Origin of the sequence: Bradyrhizobium sp. SZCCHNR1015, assembly GCF_032489875.1 — a bacterium.
Classification (GTDB): Bacteria; Pseudomonadota; Alphaproteobacteria; order Rhizobiales; family Xanthobacteraceae; genus Bradyrhizobium.
The window spans coordinates 1-17,960 of the sequence record NZ_JAUEYW010000006.1 but is presented as its reverse complement, the minus strand read 5'-3'; the positions used below and the strand labels follow the sequence as shown (position 1 = coordinate 17,960).

Sequence of the window (17,960 nt, the reverse complement as noted above, 5' to 3'; positions counted from 1 at the left end):
GTTCTCAGGGCGATGCGAAGGCATCGCCCGAACGCGCCGCAAGCGGCGCTCCTCACCATGAGGGTCTCTCATGGCGCCTCGCAAACAGCCCTCGTCCTGAAGAGCCAGCCGGAGGCGGGCGTCTCGAAGAACGGTGGAAGGCACGCCACTGACCCAGGACGTGAGCAAGACGCCGATGATCTCCACCAGGCCGGGCGCATCGGCCCCAATGCGATCATCCAGACCGCGGAAGCCTTGCGTCTGCTGCACGGCGAGGAGGCCGCGCGCTGCGTGTTCGCGGCCGCGCGGCTCGACACCTATCTCGCGACGCCTCCAGCGGCGATGGTCGACGAAGCCGAGGTCTCGCGGCTCCATCGTGCGCTTCGGACCGAGCTCGACGACGAGACCGCGCGTGCCGTCAGCACCAGGGCAGGGCGGCTGACCGGCGCCTATCTGCTTGCGCATCGCATCCCCGGCGCGGCGCAACATGTGCTCCGGCTGCTGCCGGCCCGGCTCGCGAGCCGCGCGCTGACGCGGGCGATATCCGCGCATGCCTGGACGTTTGCCGGGACCGGCACCTTCACCGCACGCCCGGGCCGGCCCACCATCTACCAGATCAGCCATTGTCCGCTGTGCCGCGGCCATCACGGCGATCACGCCATCTGCGACTTCTACGCTGCGACCTTCGAGACGCTGTTCGCAACGCTCGTGCACCCCGACGCCCATGCGCGTGAGATCGCCTGCGAAGCCTGGGGTGACGAGGCCTGCCGGTTCGAGATCGATTGGTGAGACGGCGCCATGCGAGACGCGACGCCGCCTTGGCACCGGGTGCGGCGCTCAGCTCGGCAGAAATCGCGCGCCTTCCTTGCCGAGGAAGTCCAGCATCGCCTGCGCCGGCGGCAGCAGCAGCTTGTCGGCACGCCGCACCGCGTGCCACTGCCGGATGATCGGCAGGCCCGCGACCTTCAACGTGACCAGCCGCCCCTCGCTGAGCTCATGGGCGACCGTGTGCTGCGAGATGAAGGCGATGCCGAGGCCGGCGATGACGGCCTGCTTGATGGTCTCGTTGCTGTCCATCTCCATGCTGGTCTTTGGCTTCAGACCATGCTTCTCGAAGAATGCCTCCATCAGCAGACGGGTGCCTGATCCCGGCTCCCGGGTGATGAACACCTCGCCGGCGAGATCCTCGGCCGCGATCCGCTTGCGGCGCGCCAGCCGGTGGTTGGCGGGGGCGATGATGATGTGCGGGTGCTTGCCGAAGGGCCGCATATCCACGGGAACGTCGGCCGGTGGCCGGCCCATGATGGCAATGTCGAGATCATAGCCGCGCAGCGCCTCGCGCAGGCTGTCGCGGTTGCCGATCCGCAAGGTGACGTCGATCTTGGGGAAGCGCCGCGAAAATTCCGCGATCGCAAACGGCACGAAATATTTCGCGGTGCTGACCGCGCCGATCGCCACGCGGCCGCCGCTGCGTCCGGCGAGAATGTCGAGCGCCTGCTCGCAATCCTGCAAGGCGGCCTCGACGCGTTCGGCCAGCGCCAGCACGCTGCGCCCGGCCTCGGTCAGGATCATGCCGTCGGTGGTGCGCTGGATCAGCGGCAGCCCGGCGAGCTCCTGAAGATTGCGGATCTGCAGGGTGACGGCAGGCTGAGTGAGGTTCAAACGGCCGGCCGCTGACGTCACCGACCCCGAGTTCTGCACGGCGGCCAGCGCCCGAAGCTGGCGGATGGTGAGATCGCGCGAGAAATGCCGGCTCATGGAACCCTCGATGAGATCGTTCACATAAGGAAAACTTTGGTCTATCCAAAGATATTGAAATTTCCCTAATTAGGCAAATCGAGTGTTGATAGCAGCGCGGCACGACGCATTCGTGCGGCTTCATCAAGTTCCCGGCAGAGGATCTGATGGCGAGGGAGTGGCCCATGGATCACCAGATGGATCATCATCAGACATTGCAGGCACATCTGGCGGCGCAGGGTGCCGACGCCGATTGCGCCGCGGTCATCGCGGCTCTGGCCGGGGCGGCGCGCGAGCTCGCGCGGCAGATCGCGGTGGCGCCGCTGTCCGGCGTCGACGAAGGCGCCGCCACCGTGAACGCCGACGGCGACGTCCAGAAGGCGCTCGACATCGTCGCCGACAACCTGATGCGGGATGCGCTGCGCCGGGCTCCAGTCGCCGGCATCCTGTCCGAAGAGGGCGACCGGCCGGAAACGGTCAATGCTGCTGCCCCACTTTGCGTGGCGATAGATCCGCTCGACGGCTCGTCGAACCTGCAGAACAACATCTCCGTCGGCACCATCTTCTCGATCCGCCCGCGGGGGCGCGACGTGCTCTCCAGCTTCTTCGAGCCCGGCACGGCACAGCTCGCCGCCGGCTTCTTCGTCTATGGACCGCAGACCTGCCTGGTGCTCGCGATCGACCATCGCGTCGATCTCTACGTCCTGCATCCGACCTTGCACGAGTTCATGCTCGCCAAGTCCGGGATCCGCATCCCGCAGGATACGCCGGAGTTCGCCATCAACGCGTCGAACCGCCGGCACTGGAGCGGGACCGTGCGCAACTATGTCGACGAATGCCTGTCGGGCGCCGCCGGCCCGCGCGGCCGCGACTTCAACATGCGCTGGATCGCCTCGCTGGTCGCCGAGGCCTATCGTATCCTGATGCGCGGCGGCGTGTTCCTCTATCCGGCCGACTCCCGCCCGGGCTATCGCGAGGGCCGGCTGCGGCTGGTCTACGAAGCGCATCCGATGGCGCTGATCATGGAATGGGCCGGCGGCTCGGCCTCGAGCGGCCGCGCGCGCATCCTCGAACTGTCGGCGCGCTCGCCGCATCAGCGCGCGCCGCTGATCATGGGCGACGTCCGCCTCGTCCGCGACGTCGACCAACTGCATGAGGGCATCGAGCCGCTGTTCGAAACCAGCGATGCGCCCCTGTTCGCGCGGCGCGGCCTGTTCCGCTGAGCCTGCCTGCCGAACGCGCCTTCCGGAGAAAGTTCATGTCACGTCGTCATCCCATCATCTCGATCACCGGCTCGTCGGGCGCCGGCACCACGTCGGTCAAGAAGACCTTCGAGAACATCTTCCGCCGCGAGAACGTCAAGGCGGCCTATATCGAGGGCGATGCCTTCCATCGCTACAATCGCGAGGAGATGCGCCGCAAGATGGTCGAGGAGGCCGAGCTCGGCAACAAGCACTTCAGCCATTTCAGCCCCGACACCAATCTGTTCGAGGAACTCGAGAAGACCTTCCGCGACTACTCCGAGACCGGCACCGGCATGACGCGCCACTACGTCCACGACGAGGAGGAGGCGCGGCTCTACGACACGAGGCCCGGCAACTTCACCGAGTGGAGCCGGCTGCCGGAGGACTCCGACCTGCTGTTCTACGAAGGCCTGCACGGCGCGGTCGTCACCGAGAAGGTCAACATCGCGCAGCACGCCGATCTGAAGATCGGCGTTGTTCCGGTGATGAACCTGGAGTGGATCCAGAAGCTGCACCGCGACCGCGCGTCGCGCGGCTACACGACCGAGGCGGTCACCGACACGATCCTGCGCCGCATGCCAGACTACGTGAACTACATCATCCCGCAGTTCTCGGAGACCGATATCAACTTCCAGCGTGTGCCGACGGTCGACACCTCGAACCCGTTCGTTGCCCGCTGGATCCCGACGCCCGATGAATCGATGGTCGTGATCCGGCTGAAGAACCCGCGCGGCATCGACTTTCCCTATCTGCTCTCGATGATCCCGCAGAGCTTCATGTCGCGCGCCAATTCGATCGTGATCCACGGCGCCAAGCTCGATCTCGCGATGCAGCTCATTCTCACCCCCATGATCATGCAACTGATGGACCGAAAGAGGCGCACGCTATGACCGCCAACGCCGTGCAGACGCTGGCTCCGAAAGCCGATCCCAGCCATGCCGAGATGGCGAACGCCATCCGCTTCCTGGCAATCGACGCCGTCGAAAAGGCGAAATCGGGTCATCCAGGCATGCCGATGGGCATGGCCGACGTGGCAACCGTCCTTTTCTCGCGCTTCATGAAATTCGATCCCGCCGATCCGGCCTGGCCCGATCGCGACCGCTTCGTGCTGTCGGCCGGTCACGGCTCGATGCTGCTCTATGCGCTGCTGCATCTGACCGGCTACGAGGCCGTCACGATCGATGAGCTGAAGCGGTTCCGGCAATGGGGCGCCAAGACGCCGGGCCATCCGGAGTATGGCCACACGCCCGGCGTCGAGACCACCACCGGTCCGCTCGGGCAGGGCATCGCGACGGCGGTCGGCATGGCGCTCGCCGAGCGCCTGATGAACGCGCGCTATGGCGACGATCTGGTCGATCACTACACCTACGTGATCGCCGGCGACGGCTGCCTGATGGAGGGCATCAGCCACGAGGCGATCTCGCTCGCGGGTCATCTCAAGCTGAATCGCTTGATCGTGTTGTTCGACGACAACGGCATCTCGATCGACGGCTCGACCGATCTCGCCTGCTCGGATGATCAGCTCGGACGCTTCGCCGCGTCGGGCTGGGCGACGTCCCGCATCGACGGCCATGATCCCGAAGCCATCGAGGCTGCGATCGCTGCGGCGCGGCAGAGCAACCGCCCCAGCATGATCGCGTGCCGGACCACGATCGGCTTCGGCTCACCCGGACGGCAGGGCTCGGAGAAGGCGCATGGCGCGCCGCTCGGGTCGGAAGAGGTCGAAAAGACCCGCGCGGCACTGCACTGGCCGCACCGTCCGTTCGAGGTCCCGGCCGACGTGCTGGTGAGCTGGCGCGAGATCGGCGCGCGCGGCCGCAACGTGCGCCAGGCCTGGAAGGAGCGTGCGCGCAGGCTGTGCACCGCGGACCGGTCGCCCTGCCATGACGCGCTGAACAGGAAGCTGCCGGCCGCCTATGCCGAGCGCATGGCGCAGTTCATCGCGCAGCTCACGGCCGAGCGGCCGAAGATCGCCACCCGCCAGGCGTCGCAGAACGTCATCGATGTGATCGCGACGGTGCTGCCGAACCTGCTCGGCGGCTCGGCGGACCTGACCCACTCCAACCTGACCAAAGCGAAGACGCACAAATCCGTCACACCGGCCGCGATGGATGGCAACTACATCCACTATGGTGTGCGCGAACACGCGATGGCTGCGGCCATGAACGGCATCGCGCTGCATGGCGGCTTCATTCCCTATGGCGGCACCTTCCTTGCCTTTGCCGACTACAGCCGGCCGGCGATTCGCCTGGCCGCGCTGATGGGCATCCGCGTCATTCACGTGATGACGCACGATTCCATCGGCCTCGGCGAGGACGGCCCGACGCATCAGCCGGTCGAGCATGTCGCGAGCCTGCGCGCCATTCCGAACCTCCTGGTATTCCGCCCGGCCGACGCGGTCGAGACGGCGGAAGCCTGGGACTGCGCGCTGCGTGCGGAGACCTCGCCGTCGGTGCTGTGCCTGTCGCGGCAGGGGCTGCCGGCGTTCCGTACCGAAGCATCTGATCAAAACAAGGTGGCGCTCGGCGCCTACGTGGTCGTCGAGCCCGAGGCTGGGCGCGACGTGACCTTGATTGCGACCGGCTCGGAGGTGGCGATCGCGCTGGAGGCGGCCAAGCTGCTGGCGGTCGAAGGCGTCCAGGCGGCCGTGGTGTCGGCCCCCTGCTTCGAGCTGTTCCGCAAGCAGTCCGCCGAGTATCGCGCCGAGGTGCTCGGCGCTGCGCCACGCATCGGAGTCGAAGCCGCGATCGAGGGTGACTGGGCGCGCTGGCTCGGCGATGCAGGCGAGTTCGTCGGCATGCACGGCTTCGGCGCCTCGGCGCCGGCCGAGGTGCTGTACCGCGAATTCGGCATCACGCCTGCGGCGGTCGCCGATGCGGCGATGCGCAACATCATCCGGGCGCGGGCGTCCTGAGCCGCGCCACCATACAGAACATCGAAACAGGGACGGAGACCAACATGGCGCGGATCACGCTCAGACAATTGCTGGACCATGCGGCCGAGCGCGGCTACGGCGTGCCGGCGTTCAACATCAACAACATGGAGCAGGGGCTCGCGATCATGGAGGCGGCCGCGGCGGTCGATGCCCCCGTGATCATCCAGGCCTCGCGCGGCGCGCGCACCTATGCCGGCGACATCATGCTGTCGAAGATGATCGACGCGCTGGAGGAGATGTATCCGCAGATCCCGCTCTGCCTGCATCAGGACCACGGCAACGACGAGGCGACCTGCGCCACCGCGATCAAATACGGATTCACGTCCGTGATGATGGACGGCTCGCTCAAGGCCGATGCCAAGACGGCCGCCGACTACGACTACAACGTCGACATCACCCGCCGCGTCACCGACATGGCGCATTGGGTCGGTGCCTCGGTCGAGGGTGAGCTCGGCGTGCTGGGCTCGCTCGAGCATGGCGGCGGCGAGCAGGAGGACGGCCACGGCCTCGAGGGCAAGGTCAGCCGCGACCAACTGCTGACCGATCCCGACCAGGCGGTCGATTTCGTCCGCGCCACCAAGGTCGATGCGCTGGCGATCGCGATGGGCACCTCGCATGGCGCCTACAAGTTCTCGCGCAAGCCGGATGGCGAGATCCTCGCCATGAACGTCATCGAGGAGATCCATCGCCGGCTGCCGAACACGCATCTCGTCATGCACGGCTCGTCCTCGGTGCCGCAGAGCCTGCAGGACATGTTCAACCAGTTCGGCGGCGAGATGCCGCAGACCTGGGGCGTGCCGGTCGAGGAGATCGTGCGTGGCATCCGCCACGGCGTCCGCAAGGTCAACATCGACACCGACTGCCGGCTGGCGATGACCGCGATCTTCCGCAAGGTCGGCGCGTCGTCGAAGGTCGAGTTTGATCCGCGCAAGTTCCTGAAGCCGGCGATGGACTCGATGCGTGATCTCTGCCGCGAGCGGTTCGAGCAGTTCGGCGCCGCCGGCAACGCCTCGAAGATCAAGGTGCTGCCGCTGTCGGAGATGGCCAAGCGCTACCGCTCCGGCGCGCTCGATCCGCGAATTGGGGGAATGACTGAAGCTGCCTGACATCAACGGCGATAATGAACATTCAGGAGGAACACATGAACGACCAATCGATCACCGTCCGCGGCAAGGATCGCTACAAGTCCGGCGTGATGGAATACAAGAAGATGGGCTACTGGGAGCCGTCCTACCAGCCCAAGGACACCGATGTCATCGCGCTGTTCCGCGTCACGCCGCAGGATGGCGTCGACCCGGTCGAGGCGTGCGCTGCCGTCGCCGGTGAATCCTCGACCGCGACCTGGACCGTGGTGTGGACCGACCGCCTGACCGCCGCCGAGAAGTATCGCGCCAAGTGCTACCGGGTCGAGCCGGTGCCGGGCTCGCCGGGCAGCTATTTCGCCTACATCGCCTATGATCTCGACCTGTTCGAGCCGGGCTCGATCGCCAACCTGACGGCCTCGATCATCGGCAACGTGTTCGGCTTCAAGCCGCTGAAGGCGCTGCGGCTCGAAGACATGCGGCTGCCGGTGGCCTATGTGAAGACGTTCCAGGGGCCGGCGACCGGCATCGTCGTCGAGCGCGAGCGGCTCGACAAGTTCGGCCGTCCCTTGCTCGGCGCCACCGTCAAGCCGAAGCTCGGCCTGTCCGGCCGCAACTACGGTCGCGTGGTCTACGAGGCGCTGAAGGGCGGACTCGACTTCACCAAGGACGACGAGAACATCAACTCGCAGCCCTTCATGCATTGGCGCGAGCGCTTCCTGTATTGCATGGAGGCGGTCAACAAGGCGCAGGCGGCGACCGGCGAGATCAAGGGCACCTACCTCAACGTGACAGCGGCGACGATGGAGGACATGTATGAGCGTGCCGAGTTCGCCAAGGAGCTCGGCTCGACGATCATCATGATCGACCTCGTGATCGGCTACACCGCGATCCAGTCGATGGCGAAGTGGGCGCGCCGGAACGACATGATCCTGCATCTGCATCGCGCCGGGCACTCGACCTACACCCGGCAGCGCTCGCATGGCGTGTCGTTTCGCGTCATCGCCAAGTGGATGCGGCTCGCGGGCGTGGACCACATCCATGCCGGCACCGTGGTCGGCAAGCTCGAAGGCGATCCCAACACGACCCGCGGCTACTACGACATCTGCCGCGAGGACTTCAACCCGATGCGGCTGGAGCATGGCGTGTTCTTCGACCAGAACTGGGCGAGCCTGAACAAGCTGATGCCGGTGGCCTCCGGCGGCATCCATGCCGGCCAGATGCACCAGTTGCTCGACCTGCTCGGCGAGGACGTCGTGCTGCAGTTCGGCGGCGGCACCATCGGCCATCCCCGCGGCATCGCCGCCGGTGCGACTGCCAACCGCGTCGCGCTGGAGGCGATGATCCTGGCCCGCAATGAGGGCCGCGACTACGTGCATGAAGGTCCTGAGATCCTGGCCAAGGCGGCACAGACCTGCACGCCGCTGCGCGAGGCGCTGGAGATCTGGAAGGACGTCACCTTCAACTACGAATCGACGGACTCGCCGGACTTCGTGCCGACCGTCACCCCCGCCGCTTGAACCACGTTCGATGCGTCGCCGTGCTGCGGGCCGGACATCGGCTCGCCCGGCAGCACAACATCAGGAGATTTCAACATGCGCGTGACCCAGGGTTGCTTTTCCTTCCTGCCCGACCTGACCGACGAGCAGATCACGGCCCAGATCCAGTACTGCCTCGAGAAGAATTGGGCCGTGAACATCGAGTTCACCGACGATCCGCATCCCCGCAACACCTATTGGGAGATGTGGGGCCTGCCGATGTTCGACCTGCGCGACGCCGCCGGCATCATGCGCGAGCTGTCCGAGTGCCGGAAGATCTACGGCGACCGCTACATCCGCATCTCGGCCTTCGACTCCAGCCATGGCTGGGAGTCGATCCGGCTGTCCTTCATCGTCAACCGGCCGCAGCACGAGCCGGGCTTCCGGCTCGATCGTCAGGAAACCGTCGGACGCAATCTGCGTTACTCGACGCGGTCCTATGCGGCCGAGCGCCCTGAAGGCGAGCGCTACTCATAAGAATACCGCGCTGAAGTCCCATCCCGTCGGGGAGGGGACTTCAGCGCCGGCTCTGCCGCATTGATCAAGTCCGATTCGACGGCGTCCCCTGCTTGCCGGAGTTCGCGGGAGGATCTGCCGCCAGCGTGTGCGAACTTCGGCCAAGCGGAGCACCAGCCCATGATGCAGGCCACGCAGGCGGATGCCGACAAGGCCACGCCGGTCGACACCGTCGACCTGCGCCGCGAGTTCGAGAGCGTCGACATCGCACCCGTGCTGGAGCAGCTCGACCGCGAGCTGGTCGGGCTCACCCCGGTCAAGACGCGAATCCGCGAAATCGCCTCGCTGCTGATGATGGAGCGGATCCGCCGCAAGATGGGGCTGGCGACGACGTTTCCGACCTTGCACATGTCGTTCACCGGCAATCCCGGCACCGGCAAGACCACGGTCGCGCTGCGCATGGCCGGCATCCTGCATCGGCTGGGCTTCGTCCGCCGCGGCCACGTCATCAGCGTGACCCGCGACGATCTCGTCGGCCAATATATCGGCCACACCGCGCCAAAGACCAAGGAGGTGCTGAAGAAGGCGATGGGCGGCGTCCTGTTCATCGACGAGGCCTATTATCTCTACCGTCCCGAGAACGAGCGCGACTACGGCCAGGAGTCGATCGAGATCCTGCTGCAGATCATGGAGTCGCAGCGCGAGGACCTCGTGGTCATTCTTGCCGGCTATGCCGACCGGATGGAGAAGTTCTTCCAGAGCAATCCCGGCTTCCGCTCGCGCATCGCCCACCACATCGACTTCCCCGACTATTCGGAAGCCGAGCTGCTGACGATCTCCGAGATGATGCTGGAGGGGCAGAATTACCGCTTCACGCCGGAGGCCCGCGCCGCCTTCGAGAAGTACATCGCCGTCCGGCGCACCCAGCCCTTGTTCTCCAACGCGCGCTCGATCCGCAACGCGCTCGATCGGATCCGCCTGCGCCAGGCCAACCGGCTGGTGTCGCGGCTCGACCGCGTGCTGACGTCCGATGACGTGATGTCGATCGAAGCCAGCGACGTGCTGGCAAGCCGCGTGTTCGCCAAGGGGGCCGACGCGGGAGACGGCAGGGTGGAGGCGCAATCATGAGTCTGGCTCTGGTGAGGAACGCGCCGCTCGACGACCTCCGGCGCCGCATCGCCGACGCCGGCGCACTGATCTTCGACGTCGACGGCACGATGGCCGAGACCGAGGAGATCCATCGCGAGGCCTTCAATGAGGCGTTCGTCGCGGTGGGCATCGACTGGCACTGGGGCCGCCGCATCTACAAGGAGTTGCTGCGTGTCACCGGTGGCAAGGAGCGCGTCCGTGCGTTCGACCAGATGCGGCGCACGGGTCCGCCGCTCAGCGACGCCGTCGTTGCCCGGCTTCATCGCATCAAGACGGAGCGGTTTGCCGCGCTGATGGCCGACAAGGGCTGCCCGTTGCGCCCGGGCGTTCAAGCCTTGCTGGAGGCTGCCTCGGCCCGCGGGCAGCGGCTCGCGATCGCGACGACGACCACGCGCGGCAATATCGATGCCCTGTTGGCGCCCGTGCTGGGCGCCGACTGGGAGGCAGGATTTGCCGCCGTCGTGGCGGCCGACGATGTCGCGCGCAAGAAGCCCGCACCGGATGTCTACCTGGAGGTCTTGTCGCAGCTCGATCTACCCGCGGCCAGTTGCATCGCGATCGAGGACTCCGGTAACGGGTTGATGGCTGCGACCCGCGCCGGCGTTCCCGTGCTGATCACGCGCAGCCTCTACTTTCATGACGACACGTTCGACGGTGCGCTCGCCGTGCTCGATGACCTCGGGGAGTTTGTTGCCTGAGGTATTTTGAGGTGTTTGTGGTGATACGTTGCCGATTATGTACGCCACCATGCGCATAGCCGCGTGGCGTGGTCGTTCTATTGCCGTCTCGACAAGAACGTGTAATCCCTTGACGACATGTCTTCATGTCGAGTCGAGGTCGTTGAGTATGGCCCGCACGCAGGCCAAATTGAAACGTACGGACGTTGCCCGCACGGAAGCGTTTCGCGGGCGGGTGGGACGGCCGCCGAAGGCGCTCGCTGGAAACATCGAGGAGCGTATTCTGGACGCTGCGCGCGCGGTGTTTCTCGAGCGTGGCTTCGACGGTGCCAGCATCGACGAGATCGCTGAACGCGCCCCCGCCAGCAAGCCGACGATTTATGCCCGATACACCGGCAAGGCCGCCTTGTTTGCCGCCGTCGTCGCGCGCTCCATCAACGACGTGATGAATCTGGGATCCTACACGCCGGTGGCCGGCACCGCACAGGAGAAACTGGTCGGACTTGCCATCGCCATCGTCGATCGCGCGCTGAAGGACTCGCTGGGATTGTTACGGGTCACGATCGGGGAGGCTTACCGGTTTCCCGATCTCAGTTGTCAGTTTCATGACGTCTCACGCAAACGGGCCGCCCATGCCGTGGCGGTGCTGCTCGGCGAGACGATCGGCGCCTCGGCCACGACCGCCCGCCGGACGCCGTCGAAGGCGTCGGCCGCCTCTGCCGAGATCTTCATCGATCTGATCGTCATGCCGGTGATCATGCGCTCGCTCATGGGCGAGAGCGAAAGGACGATCCGCAGGGAGCTGCCCGGCTTCGTCCGTGACCGGGTCAAGACGTTCCTGACGCTGCAGCCGAAGGCGTGAGCGGCGCGATCAGCGTCGCCGCAGCGATGACGGTTCGAGCGTCACCTGCTTGAGATCGTTGCCGCTGACGACGACCACGACGAAGGCGAGCTTGCCGTCCTTGTTCATCAGGCCGCCACTGATCGCCCGGCCGGCCGCCGAGCGCTCGGCGATCCGAATCGCATCCGACATCCTGAGCCGGACCGTGGTGAGGGCAGCCAGGCTGTTACGGTCGCTTTCGCTCAGTCCATCCACGGTGGAGAACAGCACGCTGTTGCGCACCTTTGCCGTGGTGCCGTCGATGTCGGATTCCCAGATCCGTCCGCTCTGCAGGGTTCGGACCTTGTAGACGGGGGCGTCGAGCCCACCTTCGAAGCTGATGTCCGCGGTCTTGGAGCCCGGATGAATCCTCTCGGCGATCCGCAGCGCCTGGTGCAGTGACACCTCCGTCCGCCGGAACTTGTCGAGCTCGCGATCGATCGTCTCCTGACTCAGTGCCGGATCGGTGGAGACTTGTGGATCCCTCTCGGTCTGCATGCCGCTGCCGGTCCCGGCGACGGCGTGCGCCAGGGGAGTCCACGACAGCAGGATCAAGCTCAAAAGAATGATTCGTTTCATGACGGCCTGCTGTCTCCGATCTCGGTCGGTGCTTGTAGAGCATTCCCTTGGGAAACGGTTGCGATAAAACGAAACTGTATCGTTTTATAATGACGGCCGGAGGACCTGTCAAGGTTGGCTCCCCCGGGAGGTGTCTGGATCCAGAAGAGACCCATTCCTGCGCGGCTCTCGAGGCCGCGGACGAGCGGAGCGGAGATCGTCGTCGAGGCCGACGATCTCGACGTTGGTGACGCACCCGTCCATGCGCGAACGCGCCCGCGCGTCTCACGCCGCTCTCGCTAAACGAAACCGTATAATAATGCCGGGTGGGCCGAACTCCGATGCGGCCGCAGCCGGGCATCGCGATTTCAGAAGGCGATCGTTGGAACCCGCATGGCGATCGGTTCCGCCAGCGGCGCTGGTGCGCACACAGGCGATGGTCGACGCTCGTTCATCTGCGGCTAATTCCCGCCCGGCTATGATTTTCTTCCATTTCCGATAGGTTGTCGCCGTTGCAAACCGGGGCAGCCGATATGACCGCCGCCAGCGGCGTCCGATGTCCCGCAGGATAATGGTGCGAGCCGCATCGGCGGACGCGACCAGAGGAGTCTGAATGAGCAAACGCCGGGCCATGATCACCTTCACGTTCACCGCCGCGACGCTGCTCGCTGCCTGCGGCGGCGTTGCGCAGGCGGCGCAGTGCGGCTCGTCGCCGGCGGGGTTCGAGGCGTGGAAGCGCGAGTTCAGCGAGGAGGCGAGGGCGAAGGGCGTCGGCGGCACCGCGATATCCGCGCTGATGCAGACCAACTACGCCTCGGCGACGATCGCGGCCGATCGTGGCCAGCGCAGCTTCTCGCTGTCGCTCGATCAGTTCCTCGTCAAGCGCGGCGCTGCTGCGATCGTCGCGCGCGGGCGCCAGCTCAAGCAGTCGCAGGCCGCGATGTTCGCCTCGATCGAGCAGCGCTACGGCGTGCCGCCCGGACCGCTGATCGCGATCTGGGGCATGGAGAGCGCGTTTGGCAGCCAGCGCGGCAATCAGCACATGCTGTCCTCGATCGCGACGCTCGCCTATGACTGCCGCCGTCCGGAGTTCTTCACCGACCAGCTCTATGCCGCGCTCAAGCTGGTCGACCGCGGCATTCTGTCTGGCAACACCCGCGGCTCGATGCATGGCGAGGTCGGGCAGACCCAGTTCATGCCGAAGAACATCCTGGCCTATGGCGTCGGCAATCTCGACGTCGCCGCCAATGCGCTCACCTCGACGGCGAACTTCCTGCGTGCCAATGGCTGGAAGGCGGGCGCCGGATATCAGCCGGGCGAGCCGAACTTCGCAGCCATCGAGGCCTGGAACGCCGCCGGCGTCTATCAGAAGGCGATCGCGCTGATGGGCCGCCAGATCGACGGCGGCGGCTCGGCCGCGGCGCGCTGACAGGCTCGCGACTGATAAGCCTGTTCCATCAAAAAAGCGGCGCTTCATCGCTGAAGCGCCGCTTCTCTGTATGAGCAGTCAGTCGGCGTCTCGCCTCAGGCCTTCAGCTCGAACCGGTCGAGGTTCATCACCTTGGTCCAGGCGGCGACGAAGTCCTTGACGAACTTCTGCTTGGCATCCGAGCTCGCATAGACCTCGGCCAGCGCGCGCAGTTGCGAGTGCGAGCCGAAGATGAGGTCGGCGCGGGTGGCCGTCCACTTGATCGCGCCGGTCTTGCGGTCGCGGCCCTCGAAGGTGTGCTCGCCCTGATCGACCGGACGCCAGGCCACGCTCATGTCGAGCAGGTTGGCGAAGAAGTCGTTGGAGAGCGTCTCGGTCTGCGCGGTGAACACGCCATGCTTGGAGCCGTTGGCGTTGGCGCCGAGCACGCGCAGGCCGCCGACCAGCACGGTCATCTCCGGCGCGGTCAGGGTGAGCAGTTGCGCCTTGTCGACCAGCAGCTCCTCGCCGGACAGCCACTGCTTGCCGCTGAGATAGTTGCGGAAGCCGTCATGGGTCGGTTCGAGCACCGCAAACGATTCGACGTCGGTCTGCTCCTGCGAGGCGTCGGTGCGGCCCGGCGCGAACGGCACCGTCACCTCGACGCCGGCCTTCTTGGCGGCCGCCTCGACGCCGGCATTGCCGGCCAGCACGATCAGGTCGGCGAGCGACACCTTCTTGCCGCCGCTGGCCTGCGCGTTGAACTCCTTCTGGATGCCCTCGAGCGTCGAGAGCACCTTGGCAAGCTCGGCCGGATTGTTGACCGCCCAGTCCTTCTGCGGGGCCAGACGAATGCGCGCGCCATTGGCGCCGCCGCGCTTGTCCGAGCCGCGGAAGGTCGAGGCCGAAGCCCAGGCGGTCGAGACCAGCTGAGACACCGACAGGCCCGAGGCGAGGATCTTTGCCTTCAGCGACGCGACGTCCCTGTCATCCACGAGCGGATGATCGACGGCCGGCACCGGATCCTGCCAGATCAGGTCTTCCTTCGGCACCAGCGGGCCGAGGTAGCGCACCTTCGGGCCCATGTCGCGATGGGTCAGCTTGAACCAGGCGCGGGCGAAGGCGTCGGCGAACTGATCCGGATTCTCCATGAAGCGGCGCGAGATCTTCTCGTAGTCCGGATCGAAGCGCAGCGCGAGGTCGGTGGTCAGCATCGACGGCGCGTGGCGCTTGGACTTGTCGTGTGCGTCCGGCACCGTGTTGGCGCCGGCGCCGTGCTTCGGCTTCCACTGGTGCGCGCCGGCCGGGCTCTTGGTCAGCTCCCATTCATAGCCGAACAGATTCCAGAAGAAGTTGTTGCTCCACTTGGTCGGCGTCGTCGTCCAGATCACCTCGAGGCCGGAGGTGATGGTGTCGCCGCCCTTGCCCGAGCCGTATTTGCTGGCCCAGCCCAGACCCTGCTGCGCGATGTCGGCGCCCTCAGGCTCCGCCCCGACCAGCGACGCGTCACCCGCGCCGTGGGTCTTGCCGAAGGTATGACCGCCGGCGATCAGCGCCACCGTCTCTTCGTCGTTCATCGCCATGCGGGCGAAGGTCTCGCGGATGTCGCGCGCGGCCGCCAGCGGGTCGGGGTTGCCGTTCGGGCCTTCCGGGTTGACGTAGATGAGGCCCATCTGCACGGCAGCGAGCGAGCCCGCGAGCTGACGGTCGCCGCTGTAGCGCTCGTCGGCGAGCCACTTGCCTTCGGGACCCCAATAGATGTCCTGCTCGGGCTCCCAGGTGTCGGCGCGGCCGCCGCCGAAGCCGAAGGTCTTGAAGCCCATCGATTCCAGCGCGACGTTGCCGGTCAGCACGAACAGGTCGGCCCAGGAGATCTTCTGGCCGTACTTCTGCTTGATCGGCCACAGCAGGCGGCGGGCCTTGTCGAGGTTGGCGTTGTCGGGCCAGCTGTTGAGCGGCGCAAAGCGCTGCTGACCGGTGCCGGCGCCGCCGCGGCCATCGCCGATGCGATAGGTGCCGGCGGCATGCCAGGCCATGCGGATGAAGAGCGGACCGTAGTGACCGAAATCGGCCGGCCACCAATCCTGCGAATCGGTCATCAGCGCATGCAGGTCCTTGACCAGCGCGTCGAGATCGAGGCTCTTGAATTCCTTGGAATAATCGAACGCCTCACCGAGCGGATCGGACAGGTTCGAATGCTGGTGGAGGACGGAGAGGTTGAGCTGGTTCGGCCACCAATCCTTGTTCGAAAATCCCTTCAAGCCGCCCGAAAACGGGCACTTGCTGACGTCATCCATGTTTGCCTCCTGACGTGATCGTCATGGTTCCCCCTGGGGTGGGAGCCGGGACCCTACGCGGCTATTTCGATCAGGGGAAATTGAGATTGATGATCCTAACGATAAGATTATCTGATGAGCGCGGTGTGACGCCGTCCAGACGCAGAGCGACGCCGGACCTTGGCGGCGCACCCCAGGATTGTGGTCAGGGAAAATTGACTTCGCGTCGATGAGCGATAAGATAATCTGATGATACATCTGACGATGCGGCAGCTTCGCTATTTTGACGCGCTGGCGCGTCTGGGGCATTTCGGCCGCGCCGCCGAGGCCTGCGCGATCTCGCAGCCGGCGCTGTCGATGCAGATCAAGGAGATGGAGGAGGCGCTCGGCGGCGTGCTGCTGGAGCGCAACGCCCGTCAGGTCGTGCTGACCCGGTTCGGCGAGCAGCTCGCCGAACGCGTCCGCGAGATCCTGCGCTCGGTCGACGAGCTCGGCGACTTCGCCCGCGCCTCGCGCGACAAGCTCACCGGCCGGCTGCGGCTCGGCATGATCCCGACTGTCGCGCCTTATCTGTTGCCCAAGGTGATCGGGAACTTGACGCGCAAGCATCCCGAGATCGACATCCACGTCCGCGAGTCCAAGACGCCGACCCTGATCGAGGAACTGGTCGAGGGCCGCCTCGATGCGGCGATCGTCGCGCTGCCGGTCTCGGAGCCCTCGCTGACCGAGGTCGCGCTGTTCGCGGAGAACTTCCTGCTGGTGCGGCCGCCGGAATATGAAGGCGCTGACGTGCCGAGCAGCGAGATGCTGCGCGAGATGCGGCTGCTGTTGCTGGAGGAGGGGCACTGCTTCCGCGACCAGGCGCTGTCGTTCTGCAACATGCAGGCGCCGCGCGAGATGCTCGATGCCTCCTCGCTGTCGACCCTGGTGCAGATGGTCGGCGCCGGCATGGGCGTGACGTTGATTCCGGAGATGGCGGTCGGCGTCGAGACGCGCTCGGCGTCGGTGTCGCTGGCGCGCTTCGCCGATCCGCAGCCGCAGCGCACGGTCGGCATGGTCTGGCGCAAGACCAGCCCGCTCGCCAAGCAACTGATGCAGATTTCCGAGATCGTCGGCAGCGCGGCCGAGGGTCTGCGCAAGCAGGCCGCGGCAGCGCAGGGCCGCAAGCGGCGCGGCTGAGCGCCGCGCGTGACGACGCCGGCTGACGCCATCCCTGCTGCGTCCCGCCCGCGCCGTGTAGGAACGATCCGTCGTCGTGGCCCGTCACGTGCGGCTTTCCATGGCATAAGTCTTGTATCGATCTCCGCGAGCGGTCGAACGTCCGACGCGCACGCGGGGTGGCGATGCCGCCGGATCGTGATCTCGGTCGGTTGGCTCGCCGCTCGCGCCGATTGCTGATCGAGGCTGCGCACCTGGAGAACGGTCCATGCCTGAGCCGCTTCGACATGAGGGCCTCCGTCATTGCGGGGAGCGACGCGACGAGGCAACCCAGAGTCCCGCCATGGTTCTGGCTTGCTTCGCTGCGCTCGCAAGGAGAGAGCTCGTTCGGGGATGTGGCGAGGAGGTTCGGGTGAAAATTGACGAGCGTGATGATGGCGTCCTGGCCTTTGTCGACGCTGACGGCCGCATCTGGGCGCAATGTGCGCGTCCCTCTCAATATGCCGCCGACACCGACTACGTGATTGAAGGCCCGCTGAGCGGCTTTATCTACGAGGAGGGGACGTTCACGCCGGACAGCGAACAGGCGTTTCGCGCCTGGCTCGACGACCGCTTGATCAGCGACGGGATATTCCATGTCAAGGACAAGGAGACGGCGCTGTCCTTGTGTCGGCGGATCGCGGTGGCCGCGCGCGACATCCTGACCGACCGGTCGGCCTCGTCCCGTTGCCCGCGCTGATCGCTTGATCTTCCGGTAATAATAATTATATTGCGTAATTTCAGAAATTGTGCTTATCTGTGCGTACCCCGCCTCGAGCAGAGGGACGTACGCGTCGTCACGATACGTTGAGGTGGGCTGCGATGGACGTGACGGCTGCGCCAG

16 protein-coding genes are annotated in these 17,960 nt (G+C 65.9%); 13 read left to right on the top strand and 3 right to left on the bottom strand.

Features of this window, described 5'->3' with window-relative positions; genetic code table 11:
• The first annotated feature begins 57 nt into the window (after positions 1 to 57).
• Positions 58 to 768, top strand: a complete 711-nt coding sequence (gene bchJ, locus QX128_RS11755) for a bacteriochlorophyll 4-vinyl reductase (RefSeq protein WP_316237517.1) — start codon at positions 58 to 60, stop codon at positions 766 to 768.
• 48 nt (positions 769 to 816) lie between these two features.
• Here bchJ and QX128_RS11750 read toward each other — a convergent pair whose 3' ends face one another.
• Positions 817 to 1,737 (bottom strand): LysR family transcriptional regulator, encoded by a 921-nt coding sequence (locus QX128_RS11750; RefSeq protein WP_315803474.1) that lies wholly within the window; start codon positions 1,735 to 1,737, stop codon positions 817 to 819.
• Positions 1,738 to 1,883: 146 nt separating this feature from the next.
• Between QX128_RS11750 and QX128_RS11745 the strand changes: the two genes are divergently transcribed.
• From QX128_RS11745 to QX128_RS11705, 9 genes are all read left to right on the top strand, one after another.
• On the top strand, positions 1,884 to 2,939 hold the full coding sequence (locus tag QX128_RS11745) for a class 1 fructose-bisphosphatase (RefSeq protein ID WP_315803475.1): 1,056 nt from the start codon (positions 1,884 to 1,886) through the stop codon (positions 2,937 to 2,939).
• Between the two features lie 35 nt (positions 2,940 to 2,974).
• Complete coding sequence (locus tag QX128_RS11740) at positions 2,975 to 3,850, top strand: phosphoribulokinase (RefSeq protein WP_315803476.1); 876 nt, start codon at positions 2,975 to 2,977, stop codon at positions 3,848 to 3,850.
• The gene (tkt, locus tag QX128_RS11735; protein WP_316237516.1) at positions 3,847 to 5,874 is read left to right on the top strand and encodes a transketolase; all 2,028 of its coding nucleotides are present in this window, start codon (positions 3,847 to 3,849) and stop codon (positions 5,872 to 5,874) included. Before QX128_RS11740 ends, tkt begins: the two co-directional genes overlap by 4 nt.
• 44 nt (positions 5,875 to 5,918) lie before the next feature.
• Positions 5,919 to 7,001 carry a class II fructose-bisphosphate aldolase gene (gene fba, locus QX128_RS11730; RefSeq protein ID WP_315803478.1) on the top strand — a complete coding sequence of 361 codons (1,083 nt, stop codon included), beginning with the start codon at positions 5,919 to 5,921 and terminating at the stop codon, positions 6,999 to 7,001.
• A gap of 35 nt (positions 7,002 to 7,036) precedes the next feature.
• Positions 7,037 to 8,497 carry a form I ribulose bisphosphate carboxylase large subunit gene (locus tag QX128_RS11725; RefSeq protein WP_315803479.1) on the top strand — a complete coding sequence of 487 codons (1,461 nt, stop codon included), beginning with the start codon at positions 7,037 to 7,039 and terminating at the stop codon, positions 8,495 to 8,497.
• A 75-nt stretch (positions 8,498 to 8,572) separates the two neighbouring features.
• Positions 8,573 to 8,992: a ribulose bisphosphate carboxylase small subunit gene (locus QX128_RS11720; RefSeq protein ID WP_315803480.1), complete on the top strand. Its 420-nt coding sequence runs from the start codon at positions 8,573 to 8,575 to the stop codon at positions 8,990 to 8,992.
• Between the two features lie 162 nt (positions 8,993 to 9,154).
• Positions 9,155 to 10,099 carry a CbbX protein gene (gene cbbX, locus QX128_RS11715; RefSeq protein ID WP_315803503.1) on the top strand — a complete coding sequence of 315 codons (945 nt, stop codon included), beginning with the start codon at positions 9,155 to 9,157 and terminating at the stop codon, positions 10,097 to 10,099.
• Entirely contained in the window at positions 10,096 to 10,818 is a 723-nt protein-coding gene (locus tag QX128_RS11710; protein WP_315803481.1) for an HAD-IA family hydrolase, read from the top strand. Before cbbX ends, QX128_RS11710 begins: the two co-directional genes overlap by 4 nt.
• 148 nt (positions 10,819 to 10,966) lie before the next feature.
• Positions 10,967 to 11,659, top strand: coding sequence for a helix-turn-helix domain-containing protein (locus tag QX128_RS11705; RefSeq protein ID WP_315803482.1), 693 nt, complete (start codon positions 10,967 to 10,969; stop codon positions 11,657 to 11,659).
• 9 nt (positions 11,660 to 11,668) lie between these two features.
• Here the strand turns inward: QX128_RS11705 and QX128_RS11700 are convergent, their stop codons facing one another.
• On the bottom strand, positions 11,669 to 12,256 hold the full coding sequence (locus QX128_RS11700) for a PepSY domain-containing protein (protein WP_316237515.1): 588 nt from the start codon (positions 12,254 to 12,256) through the stop codon (positions 11,669 to 11,671).
• Between the two features lie 592 nt (positions 12,257 to 12,848).
• Between QX128_RS11700 and QX128_RS11695 the strand changes: the two genes are divergently transcribed.
• Positions 12,849 to 13,664, top strand: a complete 816-nt coding sequence (locus QX128_RS11695) for a lytic murein transglycosylase (protein ID WP_316237514.1) — start codon at positions 12,849 to 12,851, stop codon at positions 13,662 to 13,664.
• A 95-nt stretch (positions 13,665 to 13,759) separates the two neighbouring features.
• Here the strand turns inward: QX128_RS11695 and katG are convergent, their stop codons facing one another.
• Complete coding sequence (gene katG, locus QX128_RS11690) at positions 13,760 to 15,940, bottom strand: catalase/peroxidase HPI (protein ID WP_316237513.1); 2,181 nt, start codon at positions 15,938 to 15,940, stop codon at positions 13,760 to 13,762.
• Between the two features lie 228 nt (positions 15,941 to 16,168).
• Here katG and QX128_RS11685 point away from each other — a divergent pair, with 228 nt between their 5' ends.
• Positions 16,169 to 17,098, top strand: a complete 930-nt coding sequence (locus QX128_RS11685; RefSeq protein WP_315803486.1) for a hydrogen peroxide-inducible genes activator — start codon at positions 16,169 to 16,171, stop codon at positions 17,096 to 17,098.
• 391 nt (positions 17,099 to 17,489) lie between these two features.
• The gene (locus tag QX128_RS11680) at positions 17,490 to 17,816 is read left to right on the top strand and encodes a hypothetical protein (protein ID WP_316183332.1); all 327 of its coding nucleotides are present in this window, start codon (positions 17,490 to 17,492) and stop codon (positions 17,814 to 17,816) included.
• Positions 17,817 to 17,960 lie beyond the last annotated feature (144 nt).